The sequence below is a fragment of the uncultured Tateyamaria sp. genome (assembly GCF_947503415.1).
In the GTDB taxonomy this organism is placed as follows: Bacteria; Pseudomonadota; Alphaproteobacteria; order Rhodobacterales; family Rhodobacteraceae; genus Tateyamaria.
The window spans coordinates 1,775,705-1,791,619 of sequence record NZ_CANNDS010000001.1 but is presented as its reverse complement, the minus strand read 5'-3'; the positions used below and the strand labels follow the sequence as shown (position 1 = coordinate 1,791,619).

11 protein-coding genes and 1 tRNA gene are annotated in these 15,915 nt (G+C 59.0%); 10 read left to right on the top strand and 2 right to left on the bottom strand.

Features of this window, described 5'->3' with window-relative positions:
• Positions 1–61: 61 nt before the first annotated feature.
• From Q1A32_RS08705 to Q1A32_RS08680, 6 genes are all read left to right on the top strand, one after another.
• The gene (locus Q1A32_RS08705; RefSeq protein ID WP_299651905.1) at positions 62–1,054 is read left to right on the top strand and encodes an NADPH:quinone reductase; all 993 of its coding nucleotides are present in this window, start codon (positions 62–64) and stop codon (positions 1,052–1,054) included.
• Positions 1,051–2,382: a mechanosensitive ion channel family protein gene (locus tag Q1A32_RS08700; RefSeq protein ID WP_299651903.1), complete on the top strand. Its 1,332-nt coding sequence runs from the start codon at positions 1,051–1,053 to the stop codon at positions 2,380–2,382. The genes Q1A32_RS08705 and Q1A32_RS08700 overlap by 4 nt, the downstream gene beginning before the upstream one ends.
• A 63-nt stretch (positions 2,383–2,445) precedes the next feature.
• Positions 2,446–2,521, top strand: a tRNA-Gln gene (locus Q1A32_RS08695).
• Between the two features lie 92 nt (positions 2,522–2,613).
• Positions 2,614–3,657 (top strand): pyridoxal-phosphate dependent enzyme, encoded by a 1,044-nt coding sequence (locus Q1A32_RS08690; RefSeq protein ID WP_299651901.1) that lies wholly within the window; start codon positions 2,614–2,616, stop codon positions 3,655–3,657.
• Positions 3,654–4,817: a Xaa-Pro peptidase family protein gene (locus Q1A32_RS08685; RefSeq protein ID WP_299651899.1), complete on the top strand. Its 1,164-nt coding sequence runs from the start codon at positions 3,654–3,656 to the stop codon at positions 4,815–4,817. Before Q1A32_RS08690 ends, Q1A32_RS08685 begins: the two co-directional genes overlap by 4 nt.
• On the top strand, positions 4,814–5,575 hold the full coding sequence (locus tag Q1A32_RS08680) for an Asp/Glu racemase (protein ID WP_299651897.1): 762 nt from the start codon (positions 4,814–4,816) through the stop codon (positions 5,573–5,575). The genes Q1A32_RS08685 and Q1A32_RS08680 overlap by 4 nt, the downstream gene beginning before the upstream one ends.
• Here Q1A32_RS08680 and Q1A32_RS08675 read toward each other — a convergent pair.
• Complete coding sequence (locus Q1A32_RS08675) at positions 5,538–7,100, bottom strand: peroxidase family protein (protein ID WP_299651895.1); 1,563 nt, start codon at positions 7,098–7,100, stop codon at positions 5,538–5,540. The two genes, Q1A32_RS08680 and Q1A32_RS08675, sit on opposite strands and share 38 nt — an antisense overlap.
• A gap of 252 nt (positions 7,101–7,352) precedes the next feature.
• On the opposite strand from Q1A32_RS08675, the gene Q1A32_RS08670 reads away from it, so the two are divergent.
• On the top strand, positions 7,353–8,477 hold the full coding sequence (locus Q1A32_RS08670) for an efflux RND transporter periplasmic adaptor subunit (protein WP_299651893.1): 1,125 nt from the start codon (positions 7,353–7,355) through the stop codon (positions 8,475–8,477).
• Between the two features lies 1 nt (position 8,478).
• Positions 8,479–11,655, top strand: coding sequence for an efflux RND transporter permease subunit (locus tag Q1A32_RS08665; protein WP_299651889.1), 3,177 nt, complete (start codon positions 8,479–8,481; stop codon positions 11,653–11,655).
• On the opposite strand, the gene Q1A32_RS08660 is transcribed toward Q1A32_RS08665, so the two are convergent.
• Positions 11,652–12,593, bottom strand: a complete 942-nt coding sequence (locus tag Q1A32_RS08660) for a GlxA family transcriptional regulator (protein ID WP_299651887.1) — start codon at positions 12,591–12,593, stop codon at positions 11,652–11,654. The genes Q1A32_RS08665 and Q1A32_RS08660 overlap by 4 nt on opposite strands.
• A 77-nt stretch (positions 12,594–12,670) precedes the next feature.
• Here Q1A32_RS08660 and Q1A32_RS08655 point away from each other — a divergent pair, with 77 nt between their 5' ends.
• Positions 12,671–13,831, top strand: a complete 1,161-nt coding sequence (locus Q1A32_RS08655) for an acyl-CoA dehydrogenase family protein (protein WP_299651885.1) — start codon at positions 12,671–12,673, stop codon at positions 13,829–13,831.
• Positions 13,832–13,931: 100 nt separating this feature from the next.
• On the top strand, positions 13,932–15,914 hold the full coding sequence (locus Q1A32_RS08650) for an acetate--CoA ligase family protein (RefSeq protein ID WP_299651883.1): 1,983 nt from the start codon (positions 13,932–13,934) through the stop codon (positions 15,912–15,914).
• The last annotated feature ends 1 nt before the right edge of the window (position 15,915 follow it).

The window sequence follows — 15,915 nt, the reverse complement described above, 5'->3', positions numbered from 1 at the left end:
GTCAGTAACTCAAGTAGCATCCGCGCCATTGCCCACGGGCCACTTTGAAAAGACCATCCAAATGAAATGCATACAATACTCCCGTTTCGGCCCCGCCTCTGACGTTCTTTCACTCTCCGAAATCCCAACGCCGGATCCTACACCGGGCGAGGTCTTGGTGGAGCTTACGCATTCAGGTGTGAACCCATCGGATGTCAAAGCCCGGTCGGGCGCACGCCCCGGAGTGACGAAGCCGCCATTCGATCAGATCGTACCGCACAGTGACGGCGCCGGTCGGATTGTGGCCGTGGGTGACGGAGTGGCGGACACGCGCATGGGCGAGCAGGTTTGGATTTGGAACGGTCAATGGCAGCGCCCCTTCGGCACTGCATCCACGCATATCTGCCTGCCATCCAATCAGGCCGTGCCATTGCCGGACAGCATAGGCCCCGAAACCGGGGCCGTTCTTGGCATTCCCGGTCTAACGGCCGCGCACGCTGTCTTTGGTGGTGGTGACATTTCCGAACAGACACTGCTGATCCAGGGCGGCGCGGGCACGGTCGGGTTGCTCGCCGTTCAACTGGCCAAATGGGGCGGTGCCAAAGTGATTGCAACCGCCCGTGGCGATGGTTTGTTCGAGGCGGAAAAGGCGGGTGCTGATGTCGTGCTGAACTATGCGGACCCGGACCTGTCGCAGCACATACTGGCGGCCAACGGCGATGCGCCCGTGTCTCGGATCATCGAGGTCGAGTTCGGGCTCAACATCTCGACCGATGCGGACGTCATTGCGCCCAATGGAACAATCGCCGCGTATGGCTCAGCCAAGGAAATGGCGCCAACCCTGCCGTTCGGCCCGCTGCTGTTCAAAGCGGTAACGGTCGACATTCTGCTGATCTACTTGTTGCCCAAGGACCAACGGGATGCGGCAATCGCCAAACTTTACGACGCTTTGACGGCGAATGCCCTGAGCTGCCCAATCGCACAGACCTTTCCATTGGCACAAACCGCTGCGGCACATGATGCGGTCGAGGCAGGCAATCGCGCAGGTGCCGTTCTGGTCGAGGTTCAGTCTTGATACGTGCCTTAATCTTATTGCTGTGCCTGTGTACCACCCAAGTGTGGGCACAGGATACCAGCCAACCCCAAGGGACAATTGCGGTCGAAGACAGTGCATCACAGGATGCGGCCATCGCTGTCCGCATCCGCGACATCCTGAATGAGCTTGCAGGGTTTGATGGTGTCACAGTCTCCGTCACTTCGGGCATCGTTACCTTGCGCGGCACAACGGTCGACACCGCAACGGCGGACCGGCTGAACGAGTTGGTGGGCCGGGTTGAAGGTGTCGTCGCCATCGAAAACCAAGTGACGGAAACCACAGATGTCGTGGCGCGGCTCAATCCCGCGGTTGAACGGTTTCAGGCAAGGATCAGTCAAGCTCTGGCACTGCTCCCTCTGGTCGCGGTCGCAGTTGTGGCCTTTGTATTGGTCCTGACCCTGGGATTGCTGCTGGCCCGCGCGCGCTATCCATGGGACAGGATCGCGCCGAATGCATTCATCGCCAACATTTACCGGCAGGTCGTCCGCATCCTCTTCTTTGTCGCAGGTGTGGTCATCGCGCTGGACATCCTTGGGGCCACCGCGTTGCTGGGCACCATTCTGGGTGCTGCGGGCATCGTCGGTCTGGCCATCGGTTTTGCCGTGCGCGACACGGTCGAGAACTTCATCGCGTCCATCATGCTGTCCATACGTCAGCCCTTTCGACCAAATGACGTGGTCGAGATACAGGGCGACATTGGCAGGGTCATTCGCCTGACCAGCCGGGCGACGATCATCCTGAGCTTTGATGGCAACCACATCCGCATCCCGAATTCGACCGTGTTCAAAAGCCGGATCGTCAACTACTCAACCAACCACGAACGGCGCTTCAGCTTCGAGATTGGGGTAAGTTCCGATGCCGATCTGGCCGATGTCCGGCGTATGACCGAGGAAACGGTATCGGACCTTCCATTTGTCCTGACCGAACCCGCACCAATGTCCTGGATTGAAAGGATCGGCGATGGCGCGATCTTTCTCACCGTCACGGGCTGGATCGATCAGGAGGCGACGTCACTTGTCCGGGCGAAAGGCGAGGCGCTGCGTCTGGTCAAGGCGCGCATCGAGGGCGCCGGGATCGAAGTGCCAGACACGACGTACCGCGTGCAACTGCTGGGTGGCGCTGCCCCAACGACCGAAACCACACGCACCGTGCCGCCCAAAGTTGCACCTGTTGCACCGCCCGCCCCTGCAGTGGAAGCGGACGATGTCACCGATATGTCCGAGGCGGGCCTCGACAAGATGGTAGATGCCGAACGCAATGACCCGGATGCACCTGATTTGCTGACGGATGCGGCGCCCAAGGAATAGTCGGATTTTTGGTTCAAAGGGGCTTGCGCACATCGCTTCACCGCTCTAATTAGCGCGGCACGTTGGGATGTAGATCAATTGGTAGATCAACTGTTTTTGGTACAGTAGGTTGTAGGTTCGAGTCCTACCATCCCAGCCACTTCACCTATTTTCTGAAAGCTCGACGCTCGTGCCCCGCGGAATGTCGTGATTCCGTTGAAAGGTTCGGCCCTGACCTGCTAGCGATTGGGCATGAAACACATATCCCGATCCAACAGCCAAGCCGACGCAACAATCGCGTCTTTGCCGGATGTTCCTTGGCCCAGCGTTGATGCTTCGAAGCCAGCTACACTTCTGACCCGTTGCCCGGCCGCGGCTGAAACGCCGTTGCCCTCGTCGCCTGCTCTGGCCCAAAAGGCGGGTGTCGCTGACGTAGCTATAAAAGACGAGCGGATGCGTATGGGGCTTGGCAGCTTCAAGGCGCTTGGCGCGGCTTATGTCATCGCATGCGATGCCGAAGCGGGGCTCGCGCATGGGCGCACCTATGCCACGGCAAGTGCGGGAAATCACGGGTTGTCCGTTGCGGCAGGCGCGCAGGCGTTTGGTGCGCAAGCCGTGATATACCTCGCGGAAACCGTGCCGGAAGCCTTTGCCGACAGGCTGCGCAGCTTTGGGGCAGATGTGCGCCGTCACGGTGCCGTTTATGAGGACAGCATGACCGAAGCCAAGCGCGCCGCAGATGCCAATGGCTGGGAACTCCTGTCCGACAGCTCATGGCCCGGATATTTCGACGTGCCGCATCGGTTGATGGAAGGCTACACCGTCCTGATGCAGGAAACGGTCGCCGCCATGCACGCTCCAACCCACATCTTTCTACAGGCAGGTGTGGGTGGCTTGGCAGCCGCGTGTGCGGCTTATGCGCGAACGTCTTGGGGCGACGAACCCCGCATCGTTGTGGTTGAGCCGGAGGTCGCCCCGGCACTCTTCGCTTCCATAACCGCTGGCTGCGCTCAAGTCACCGAGGGTCCAAGCTCTGACATGGGACGTCTTGATTGCAAGGAGCCATCACTTATCGCGCTCAAGGGTTTGGCCCGCGACGCAAATGACTTCGTGCTCATCACCGAACAAGAGGGGTTCGACGGTGCCGCCGCGTGTACCGAAGCCGGGTTTGCGTCCTCAACATCCGGTGCGGCTGGTCTGTCCGCACTGCTTGCAAGCACGACGCATCGCGACACACTCGGACTGACGGACGCGTCGCGCGTGCTGGTCATCCTGAGCGAGGAGGCGTCTGGATGACGGACGCGTCACGGGGCTTTCCGGCATCGGAGTACCAAGAGCGAACCAACAAGGCCCAAGCCCTGATGGCGGAGGCCGGATTGGCGGCATTGTTGCTGACAACCGAGCCTGAGGTCCGTTACTACACAGGCTTTCTGACCAGGTTCTGGGAAAGCCCGACGCGCCCATGGTTTGTCGTGCTGCCTGCTGAAGGTGCACCGATTGCGGTGATCCCATCGATTGGCGCGTATCTGATGGGCCAGACATGGATCACCGACATCAGAACCTGGCAATCGCCCAACTATCAAGACGACGGCATTGCCCTATTGGCCGAGACGCTGCGCGAGGTCGTTCCAAACGATGGCAACATAGGATTGGCCGACGCGATGGAGAGCCACGCGCGCATGCCCTTGGCGGATCTAGGCACCTTGAAAAGTACGTTGTTGCCCCGCCGCATTGTCAGCGATGCGCAGATCACGCGGCGTTTGCGACTGATCAAATCCCCCGCAGAGATCGCCAAAATCCGTGCGGCCGCTCAGGTGGCAGATCGCGCATTCGATCGGGTGCCAGAAGTGGCGCAGGCAGGAACGCCCCTGAGCCTGGTGTTCCGCGGGTTTCAGGCGTTGTGTCTGGATGAGGGGGCCGATTGGGTGCCCTACCTTGCGGGCGCGTCGGATCAGGGAGGCTATGGCGACGTGATCTCTCCGGCGACGGACGCGCCTCTGGTACCCGGTGATGTGCTGATGCTGGACACGGGCCTCGTCCGGGATGGGTATTTCTGTGACTTTGACCGGAACTTCAGCGTGGGGCCGCCAAGCGCCTCCGTGCAGACCGGACATGCGCGCCTGGTCGATGCCACGCATATGGCTTTTGAATTGGCCCGCCCCGGCGCTGTCATCTCGGACCTTTTTCACGCGATGAACCGCGTTGCAAACCCCGACGGAGATGCCATGGAGGCCGGGCGGCTTGGCCACGGCTTGGGCATGCAACTCACTGAATGGCCGTCCATTGTTCCTGCCGACCAAACCCCGCTGATGCCCGGTATGGTGCTGACACTCGAACCATCTGTGGCTTTGCAGGGCGGCCAGATCATGGTGCATGAAGAAAACATCGTCGTGAGCGACCAAGGGGCGGAGTGGCTCTCACGTCCGCAAGACCGCAGCATTCGGGTTCTGGTATGAGTGTTGCGTATGATATCGATATCCGCCGCCCAACGCAGGTTGGCATAATCGCATTGCAAGCTGACGAGACAATTGAGCGGGACATGCGCCGCCTTTTGCCGCGCGACTTGGAATATATGGTCAGCCGTGTCCCATCGGGTACGTCGGTCACATCTGAGACCTTGCAGGAGACGGCCGGAAATCTGACGGCTTCCGCAGCCTTGTTTCCGCGCGGGGCGCGCATGGCTTGCGTTGCGTATGGATGCACCTCCGGTACAGCAGAGATAGGCGCGCCAAACATCGCCGATCTTGTTCTGGCAGGCACGCCGACGGACCATGTGACCGAGCCCGTCAGCGCCTTGATCGCAGCTTGCCGACATCTCGGCGTGGCGCGGTTAGGTCTGCTCAGCCCCTATATCGCGTCCGTGTCTGACAAGCTGCGAACTGTATTGGCTGCGTCGGATATTGACGTCACAGCCTTTGCCAGTTTCGACGAACCGGTCGAAGAACGTGTGGTGCGGATCGCTGGGGCCTCCTTAATTGATGCAGGCATAGCACTGGGCCAAACACCAGAAATCGATGCGCTGTTCCTGTCCTGCACCAATCTGCGCACATTGGACGCTATCCCAGCCATCGAAGCTAAGCTTGGCATTCCCGTGCTATCGAGCAACTTGGTCCTTGCATGGCACATGGCACGTCTGGCCAGCACGGCATTGCCGGACCACTTGCCATATCGACTGGTCACTCGGGACGCCACTCAGGTCGCGTCATCGCGATAAAGGTATCGCCTGCCCCGCCCTCGACATTCCGATCCACTACATCGCGCAAGGTTTCGGTCCGATTGATGGCTCTCCATCCAGGCCCGGAGAAGGTCTCGCGCTTGAATACGTGCTTTGACAGAAGCGGATTGGTCAGCGCCTGGCTAAACGCATCAAGCGCCACGAATTTCAGAACGAGGCTTGGCAACGGGCTGTTAGGCACGCGATCTTCGCAAAAGAGCCCAACGTGGAAATCCACATCTCTTGGGCCTTCATAGAAGTCCTGCAACATGCTCGCCACATCTGGATCGGACGAGATTGCCTCGAAACTGGCAGGGCGCGTCTGGCCCATATAGTCGCAATAGTCGGAAAAACTGGCGAGTGCGCAGTCGCGGTCCTGTTTGATCGACGCCACCTCGATGTGCAAAAGCGCGTCTGCAGTGTTCCTAGGCCCAAGTTCTGCGGCCTGCGTGTCGCAAATGCCTTCAAATGCCGCCAACAAACCATCATCGATCAGCAGCGCATTGTTCATGATAGTTGTGTGGACGGGCCGCGCCTCGCCTCCCCATTTCAGCGCGTCCGGGATCAGCGCGTGCCACCGGTACAGCAAGCTGAACTCGGTCGTGATCCAGTTGGGCTTGTTCCACGGGGCGGGCCATGCCACCGAAGGATCCGCACGCAGGTTAAACGGCAGTGGCGAGATGTGGTTGATGTAATCCTCGACCACGATCTTGATGAACATGACGATGACGGTGTTGCGTGCCGTTTCGAACACCCGGTCATCGTCCCAATCGGGATATTCCATTTCGATTTCGGACGCGAGGCGGTTGTGTTCGCGCAAGAACAATGTGTTCAGCATGGACACCTGCGGAACGGAATTGGCCCGATCCCCGCCAAATGCAAAAAGGGTGGCACGGCGCGTGTCGTCCAAGGTGCTTTGACCCAGAGGTGGATCAAGCACTTCGAAATGCGGATCCACCTTGCCGTCTTTGTAAAGGAAGGGCGCGTAATCCTCTCCGTTGATCATTTGGGAGGCGAGGCGGCCCTTGCGGCCCTTGTCTTCTGACCGCAACCGCAACGCCAAGGTCTGCGCGCGCGTCCGGCCATAGAGTGGGCAAAGATCAATCTCGTGATTGGACGTATTTCGCTTGAGGCGATGCAGCGGATCTTCACCGTCGGGCACAAGGTCTTCGGATTCTGTGCGGATAAATCCATCCGTGAGATATTGCGCGAAAGCTGGAAACAAGCAGGTCGATTTGGGACACATACGCTGCATTCCATCACGGCGACGGAACAGATCCGCCAGCGCGTCCGGATCGGGAGCATTCGGACGTGGTCGGGGTGGCAAGTGCCGCCCGCTCCACCGGCGGTCGGTCAACCCACCCCACCAGACATAATCCCGCTCTGTGCTCAGCGGATGCGGGCGGGGACGCGCGCGATTGACGATACGATTGATTGCCCAGCGGTTCACCAGCCTGGCTGCAAACGGGATGGCTTCGATAACGGAAAAAATCGCCTTTTGGGCGGAATAGGGAAGAATGGACATAATGTGCTCAAAATTTGAAAGACTGAATACACGGATCATCTGACAATCGACACGTCATTGCTAGGTAAAGTTGTACTTTCTAACCACACCGGCGAACTCAAGCGCACATCTTCGGCACAACCTGAAAGAAAGCGTAGACATCTCCCGTCAACTTCTGGTCTGCTCCAATAAACTGACTCGGTTGAATGCCAACGCATGACATCTAAGTCACTTGAGGTTCGCAGGTCGAACCAAATAATCAGGACGGTTTCCATGAAGCATCTAGCGTGTCTCGCTTTTCTTTTGGCTGCAACTCTTGGCACGGCCACAATTGCACAGCAGGGACCGCCGACCGTTACAGTGGCCAACCCGGTTGTTAAGACGATTGTAGAAGATGATGAATTTGTCGGCAGGTTCGAAGCGCAGTCCGAGGTGATCGTCAGGTCGCGCGTCTCCGGATACCTCGAAGAAGTGCATTTCGATGACGGTTCGCTGGTCGAAAAGGATCAACTGCTTTTTACAATCGATCAACGTCAGTTTCAGACTGCTTTGCGTCAAGCGCAGGCACAGATCGATGTGGCGGATGCGACCTTTGATTTTGCGTCGGAGCAGCTCGAGCGCGCACGGGCGTTGATCGGCAACGGGACGATCCCGCAAAGTGTTCTGGATGAACGTCGCGAAGCGTTTCTGGCCGCGCAGGGTGCGTTGGAGCAGGCGCGCGCCGCCGTGGAGCTTGCTGAACTTGATCTGGAGTTCTCGGAAATCCGTGCTCCGATGGCGGGCCGTGTTGACCGGGCGCAGATCGACCCCGGCAACCTTGTGTCTGCCGACCAGACGGAATTGACGTCCATTGTGTCAAAAGACCCGATTTACTTCTTCTTCGATATCGACGAGCGGTACTTCCTGGCCTATGCGCGTGACGCCCGCACCCGTGGCGAAGCGCTGCAAGAAGGCGGCGGCGCTTTGGAGGTCAAGGTGACCTTGTCGGATCGCCAGATTCCACCACAATCTGGCTATCTTGATTTTTCGGAGAACCGCATTGATGCCGAAACCGGCACAATGCGCGTCCGCGCTGTTCTGGAAAACCCCAATGAGCTCCTAACACCCGGGCTGTTCGGACGTGTCAACGTGCCCGGTTCCCTGCCGTATGAAGGCATCCTCGTGCCGGACCGCGCCATCGTTGCCGATCAGAACCGGCGATTGGTAATGACTGTCGACGGCGAGGGTCTGGTTACACCGCTACCTGTACGGCCCGGTCCCCGCATTGACGGGTATCGCGTCATCCGCGAGGGCATGGACGGCACAGAAACCATCGTGATTGACGGGCTGGTCAGTGCCCGACCGGGTACAACGGTTAACCCCGAGAAGGTGGACCTGCCGCTGGTCGCGGAAAACTAGGATGGGCCGTTTTTTCGTCAGCCGCCCCATTTTTGCCGTCGTCGTGTCTGTGATCATGACCATCGTGGGCATGATCTCGTACTATCAACTGCCGATCGAGCAATACCCCGAGATCGCGCCGCCCTCGATTGTCGTGCGCGCCTCTTACCCCGGCGCAGACGCGGCCACGATTGCCAACACCGTTGCAACACCGCTTGAACAAGAGATCAACGGCGTTGAGGGGATGCTGTACCTGTCGTCCTATTCAACCGCTGACGGATCGATGAGCCTGACGATCACCTTTGATCTGGGCACCGATCTGGATACCGCGCAGGTCCTTGTGCAAAATCGTGTCGCCATTGCCGAGCCGCGCCTGCCGCAGGAAGTGCGGGCATTGGGTGTCACGACCACCAAATCCTCGCCTGACCTGATGATGGTGGTGCACATGCTGTCGCCGGACGAGACGTTCGGACAGCTTTACGTCTCGAACTATTCACGGGCACGTGTTCGCGACAGGTTGGTGCGGCTGGACGGTGTTGGCGATCTCCAGATCTTTGGTGAGCGCGAGTTTTCAGCCCGCGTCTGGCTTGATCCAGACAAGTTGACGTCGCTTGGACTGACCGCGGCGGATGTCGTGGCAGCGTTGCGCGAACAAAATGTGCAGGTGTCCGGCGGATCACTTGGCGCGCCACCCAACCAATCAGCCAATGCGTTTCAGGTGTCTGTCACGACTCAGGGCAGGCTCGAAGATCCGCGCGAATTTGGCAGGGTCATCGTCAAGGCGTCCGATGATGGACGTGTCGTGCGCGTGCGTGACGTGGCGCGAGTTGAAATCGGTGCGCGATCCTACGTGACGAACTCCTATCTCGACAACAAGCCCGCTGTGGCCTTGGGCATTTTTCAGCGACCGGGATCAAATGCCCTTGCCACGGCCGCCGAAGTGCGGGCCACTATGGATGAGTTGGCCGAGGATTTTCCGCAAGGTCTGGAATACCGCGTCGTTTACAATCCAACCGAATTCATCAGCGCCTCCATCGATGCCGTCTACAAGACACTGTTTGAGGCTGTGCTGCTGGTCGTTTTCGTGATCCTCGTGTTCCTGCAAAGTTGGCGAACGGCGATCATCCCCTTGCTGGCCGTGCCGGTTTCGTTGATCGGCACATTCGCTGTGATGCTGGCCCTGGGATACACACTGAACCTGCTGACGCTGTTCGGCCTGATCCTTGCCATCGGTATCGTGGTCGATGACGCCATCGTTGTGGTCGAAAATGTCGAACGTAACATCGACAACGGCATGACACCGCGCGAGGCGTCCGCCCGCACCATGGACGAGGTACAAAGCGCTATCATCGGTACGTCTCTGGTGCTGATTGCCGTCTTTGTTCCGGCCGCGCTGGTGCCGGGGATCACCGGACAATTCTACAGACAATTCGCGGTGACAATTTCGGTCGCAACGGTCATCTCAAGTATCAATTCGCTTAGCCTGTCGCCAGCACTTGCCGCCGTGTTGCTGAAACCGCGCAGCGATGAGCCATCGCGCAATCCATTGGTGCGCATGGGCGGTTTTTTCGCAGGCGCATTCAACAGCGGCTTTGACGCGATGACGCGGGGCTATACCGCCATCGTGCGAGTGCTGGTTGGGACATGGGGCATGATCGGCGTGGCCCTCTTGGCATTTGTCGTCCTTCTGGGCAGTGCGTATTGGGTTAATGAACAGGTGCCGACGGGATTTATTCCTGATGCGGACCAAGGCTACGCCATCGTCGTAGTGCAATTGCCGGAAGGTGCTTCCCTTGACCGGACGGATGCCATCATCCGGCAGGCGACCGACATCGCGCGCGAAACGCCGGGGGTCAGCAATGCCGTGGCCTTTGCGGGTTTCTCGGGCGCTACGTTCACGAATGCCAGCAACCAAGGCGTGATCTTTACCACCTTCCAGCCATTCGAGGATCGACTTGAAAGCGGGCTGAATGCAAATGCCATCGTGGGGCAGTTGTTTGGGCGAATGCAGTCCATTCGCGAGGCGTTCATCATCGCGATCGCACCCCCTGCGGTTCGTGGTGTGGGCACCGGCGGTGGGTTCAAGCTGCAACTGCAAGATACGGAAAGCTCGGACATGGGGCGTGTTCTGAACACGGCCTACGCGCTCATGGGTGCATCGCAGCAATCGGACAAGGTCACTGGCGTTTTCACCACCTTCTCAGCCAGTTCGCCACAGGTCTATCTCGAGATCGACAGGGTGCGCGCGCAGATGCTGAACGTCCCGATCGGAGAAATCTTCGAGACATTGTCGATCAACCTCGGCTCCGCCTATGTGAACGATTTCAACGCCTTCGGTCGGCTGTTCCAGGTGCGTGCCCAAGCCGACCAGCAGTTCCGACTGGAAGAGGAAGACATCCGCTCGCTTCGCGTCCGCACGGCGACCGGTGGGCTTGTGCCGTTGGGCACGCTCGTATCTGTCGTTGATACGGCCGGTCCAGCCCTTGTCCAGCGCTACAATCAACTGGTGTCCGTCCCGATCCAAGGCAATGCCGGTGCTGGCGTCTCTACCGGTGAGGCGCTGATCGCGATGGAGAAATTGGCGGAGCAAATCATGCCGCCGGGAATCGAATACGAGTGGACCGAACTTGCATTGCAAGAGCGCAATCAGGGGAACACGGCCAGCTATATCTTCGCCTTCTCGGTCCTGTTCGCCTTCCTGTTTCTGGCTGCCCTGTATGAAAGTTGGGTCTTGCCCATGGCCATTATCCTCATTGTACCCTTGGCCGTACTGTCCGCGCTGTCGGGCGTAATGCTACGCGGCATGGACAACAACATCCTGACGCAAGTTGGGTTGATTGTGCTTGTCGGGCTATCCGCGAAAAATGCAATCTTGATTGTGGAATTCGCCAAGCAAGCGCAGGAAGAAAAGGGCATGACGCCAGCACAAGCTGCGGTCGATGCCTGTGCGCTTCGGCTCCGCCCGATCCTTATGACGGCCTTTGCCTTTATCCTCGGCGTCGTTCCGTTGATGATTGCAACAGGTCCCGGAGCCGAAATGCGGCAAGCCCTTGGGACGGCCGTGTTCTTTGGGATGTCCGGCGTGACCTTCCTGGGGCTATTCTTCACACCGGTCTTTTACGTCGCCCTGCGCCGTATTTTCCCCGGGAACACCAAGAAGACTGCGTCCGAAGACGCGGCGGAACCTGCCACCGGCTAAAGGCCGTCTTGCCGCATCGCATGAGGGCTTTGTCCAAAAACGGATTTGAACGCGCGGGTCATTGCACTCGCGTTTTCATATCCACATCTGCTTGCAATCTCGGCCACTGGCAATTCGGTTCCCTGAACCAGCCGCATCGCCGCATTCAGACGCTGCCGGCGATAGGTTGCTGCGGGCGTCATCCCCAACGTGGCACGCATGCGCAGCTCCAGCGTCTTTTGCGTGCACCCCACCCGACGCGCGATATCCGGGATCGAAAGCGGCACCTCGATGTTGTCCTGCATCAATGACACGGCGCGTCCAACCATGCGCGTTGCCGGGATTGGCCCCAACGGCGGCACCGCATCTCGCGACATAAACAGTTGCGCGACATTCAGTGCAACGTCGGGCCCATGTGCCGAGGCGATCAGATACATCACCAGATCAAACGCTGCCATTGCGCCGGAACATGTGATGCGATCCCGATCTACGACATAGCGTCGGCGTGCCGTATCCACATCGGGAAACGCCTCTGCGAAGGCGTCAAGCAAGTCCCAATGCAAGGTCGCGCTATAGCCATCAAGAAGGCCTGCGCGGCCAAGCAACCATGACCCGGTGTCGAACCCGCCGACGATCTCCGCGTTAGCGGCCGCGCGCCTGATAGCGCGCACAACGTCGGGCCGGTCCAACTCACGAATGCCATATGACGGCATCAACATCAGCGCAGGCCCCTCCGACGCGCTTAACGCCGCATGAGGCGCAATCTGCAGACCGCTCGAACTGACGACAGGAGCACCATTCAATGACAGGAAGCGCCATTGATATTGTGCAGTCCGGGCAAAACCATTAGCGGCTCTCAGGGGTTCGACAAAATTGGCGAGGCAGTGGTTCGAGAACTGATCGAACAGGACGATGTCCACATGCTGCATCGCGTCATGGATTTTGGGCCAATTCTGCATGATGAACACCCAATACAGCACATCATGAAAACGCAACCCGCGCTCTGATCGCACTCGTGCAACCCGGAGGCGCGCAAATGCAGTTTGGCCTGACCGAAGAACAGGACATGATCGTGTCCACAGTACGCAGTTTCGTCGAGAACGAGATTTACCCTCACGAGGCAGAGGTCGAGCGCACCGGCCACGTCCCCCACGAATTGGGAGAGGAGATCAAGCGCAAGGTCATTGACATGGGGTTCTACGCCTGCAACTTCCCCGAAGAGGTCGGCGGTGCGGGATTGAGCCACATGGATTTCACGCTGGTAGAACGCGAGTTGGGGCGCGGGTCCATGGCGTTGACCCACTTCTTTGGGCGGCCGCAGAATATCCTGATGGCCTGCAATAACGAACAGCGCGAACGCTACCTGCTGCCTGCGGTTCGGGGCGAACGAATGGATGCGCTGGCCATGACCGAACCAGATGCAGGATCGGATGTACGCGGCATGAAATGTTCGGCTGTGCGTGACGGCGGCGATTGGGTCATCAACGGGTCCAAGCACTTTATTTCAGGGGCCGAGCACGCAGATTTTTTCATCGTGTTCATCGCCACGGGGGTCGATGACACCCCGAAGGGCCCCAAGAAACGGATCACCACATTTCTTGTGGATCGCGGCACACCCGGGTTTGAGGTCCGTGACGGATACAACTCCGTCAGCCACAAAGGGTACAAGAATTGCATCCTGTATTTCGACGACTGCCGCCTGCCCGATGCGCAAGTGTTGGGCGAGGTCGACGGCGGCTTTGCCGTGATGAACGAATGGCTTTATGCCACACGTCTGACCGTTGCCGCCTTTAGCGTGGGTCGGGCGCGGCGGTGTTTTGACTATGCATTGAGTTACGCAGCCGAGCGCAAGCAGTTCGGCCAAGCCATTGGCAAGTTTCAGGGTGTCAGCTTTCAGATCGCCGATATGATCACCGAGATCGACGCCGCCGACTGGCTGACCCTTGCCGCCGCATGGCGTTTGGATCAGGGGCTGCCATCGAACCGAGAAATCGCGTCAGCCAAGCTCTATGCCTCAGAGGCGTTGGCGAGGGTCACGGACACCACTTTGCAGATCTATGGCGGGATGGGGTTGATGGATGACTTTCCCATTGAGCGGTTCTGGCGCGATGCACGGGTGGAACGCATCTGGGACGGGACCAGCGAAATCCAACGCCATATCATCAGCCGCGATCTTTTGCGGCCGTTGGGTGCCTGAAATGGTTTCGAATGGGCCAAGCCCATCCGACAGGAGCGAGGGGCCAGCCCCTCGCGCTCCCCGGGATTTTTCTGAGAAAGGGAATAAGGGACTGTCGCGTTTGCTGCGGCCTCGGTCCATTGCGGTTGTCGGTGGGGGGGCGTGGTGTGCCTCCGTCATCGCGCAGGCAGAGGCGTTTGGGTTTGATGGGCCGATCTGGCCTGTGCATCCAAAGGCTGTTGAAGTGGCAGGGCATGGAGCGTTTCCCTGTATTGAAGACCTTCCATATGCGCCCGACGCCACCTTCATCGGCGTCAATCGCCATGCGACGGTCGAAGTGGTCAGCGCACTTGCTATTTTGAACGCAGGAGGGGCGGTTTGTTTTGCTTCGGGGTTCTCCGAAGCGCAGGCGGAGGACGACACGAGCGGCGATTTACAAGAGCAGCTTGTGCAGGCTGCCGATGGGATGCCGATACTTGGGCCTAATTGCTACGGCTTCATCAACGCGCTGGATCAGGCGTTGTTATGGCCGGACCAGCATGGCTGTGAAACCGTCGCGTCAGGTGTCGCAATCCTGACCCAAAGCTCGAACATCGCGATCAACCTGACCATGCAGCAACGCGCGCTGCCCATTGCCTATGCCGTCACCTGCGGGAACATGGCCCAAACCAGTCAAGCTGCACTTGCCATGGCGATGCTGGACGACGCGCGCGTTACGGCCATTGGTCTGCATATTGAGGGGTTTGGCGACCTGCGGGAATGGGAAGCGCTTGCCGCCAAGGCTTGGGCCAAAAACGTGCCTTTGGTCGCACTGAAAGTCGGTGCATCGGAACAGGCGCAACAGGCGACGGTATCGCACACCGCTTCCTTGGCGGGTTCAGACGCTGGGGCACAGACGTTTCTGGACCGCCTTGGCATCCCGCGCGTTGATGCCCTGCCCGACTTACTTGAAACCCTGAAACTGTTTCATCTGCACGGGCCGCTGACCGGGCGAAACATTGCGTCCATCAGTTGCTCCGGGGGCGAGGCGAGCCTGATTGCCGACATGGCACTGGCCACGGACCTGCATTTTCCCGAACTGAACGAAACGCAAAAATCCCAGTTGCGCGAGGCACTTGGTCCCATGGTCGCACTGGCCAACCCACTGGATTACCACACCTATATCTGGCGCGATGCCGATGCGATGGCCCGTGCTTGGGGCGGAATGACCGGGGATGGGATCGATATGACGCTGTCGATTGTCGATTACCCGCTGACCGATCCGTCGGACTGGACCTGCGCCACCGAGGCCGCCCTTGCTGTGCATGCAAATACCGGAGCGGCATTTGGCGTTGTTGCGACCTTGCCCGAATTGATGCCTGGAGAGGTTGCAGAGATGTTGGCGCAAGGTGGCGTAGTTCCTTTTCTTGGCCTGCGCGAAGCCCTGTCAGCGATTGCAGCCGCGAGTGGGATCAGTGCCCCACATCCAACGCCAGTAGCCTTGCCCCGCTCTCCTGTGGACTCGACGCTGATGACAGAGGCTGAGGCCAAAGTCGCATTGACCGCCTATGGAGTGGAGACGCCGGAGTACCGCATACAGAACGTACAAACGGACAACAGCAGTCTGAAGGGTTTGTTTGCCGTGAAAGGCGTTGGTTTTGCCCACAAGACCGAAGCGGGCGCGGTGCATCTGAACATCGCACCGGAGGACATTTCAAGGGTTGCGGCGGACATCGGCACCGACACTGTATTGATCGAAGAGATGATCACAGACGGTGTGGCGGAACTGTTGGTTGGCGTTACATGCGACCCCGCACACGGATTTGTCCTGACGCTTGGCGCGGGCGGAGTGATGACTGAACTGATGCGCGACACCGCCTCATTGCTGTTGCCCACTACAGCGGACGACATTGACAGCGCGTTGACTAAATTGCGCTGCAACGCGCTGCTACAAGGCTATCGCGGCCAACCTGCAGCGGATCGGACCGCTGTCATCAATGCCATTCTTGCGGTGCAGGCATACATTCTTGCGCACATCGACACCGTCAGCGAAGTTGAGATCAATCCGCTGATCTGCACCCCCACGCGCGCTGTTGCCGTGGATGCCCTGATACGAAAGGCCTGAG

What these genes read in the sequence shown, in the direction of transcription:
- Q1A32_RS08685 (WP_299651899.1), top strand. Translation starts at nt 3,654, where the DNA reads ATGACGGACGCGTCACGGGGCTTTCCGGCATCGGAGTACCAAGAGCGA.
- Q1A32_RS08675 (WP_299651895.1), bottom strand. Translation starts at nt 7,100, where the DNA reads ATGTCCATTCTTCCCTATTCCGCCCAAAAGGCGATTTTTTCCGTTATC.
- Q1A32_RS08655 (WP_299651885.1), top strand. Translation starts at nt 12,671, where the DNA reads ATGCAGTTTGGCCTGACCGAAGAACAGGACATGATCGTGTCCACAGTA.
- Q1A32_RS08660 (WP_299651887.1), bottom strand. Translation starts at nt 12,593, where the DNA reads ATGCAGAATTGGCCCAAAATCCATGACGCGATGCAGCATGTGGACATC.
- Q1A32_RS08680 (WP_299651897.1), top strand. Translation starts at nt 4,814, where the DNA reads ATGAGTGTTGCGTATGATATCGATATCCGCCGCCCAACGCAGGTTGGC.
- Q1A32_RS08665 (WP_299651889.1), top strand. Translation starts at nt 8,479, where the DNA reads ATGGGCCGTTTTTTCGTCAGCCGCCCCATTTTTGCCGTCGTCGTGTCT.
- Q1A32_RS08705 (WP_299651905.1), top strand. Translation starts at nt 62, where the DNA reads ATGAAATGCATACAATACTCCCGTTTCGGCCCCGCCTCTGACGTTCTT.
- Q1A32_RS08690 (WP_299651901.1), top strand. Translation starts at nt 2,614, where the DNA reads ATGAAACACATATCCCGATCCAACAGCCAAGCCGACGCAACAATCGCG.
- Q1A32_RS08670 (WP_299651893.1), top strand. Translation starts at nt 7,353, where the DNA reads ATGAAGCATCTAGCGTGTCTCGCTTTTCTTTTGGCTGCAACTCTTGGC.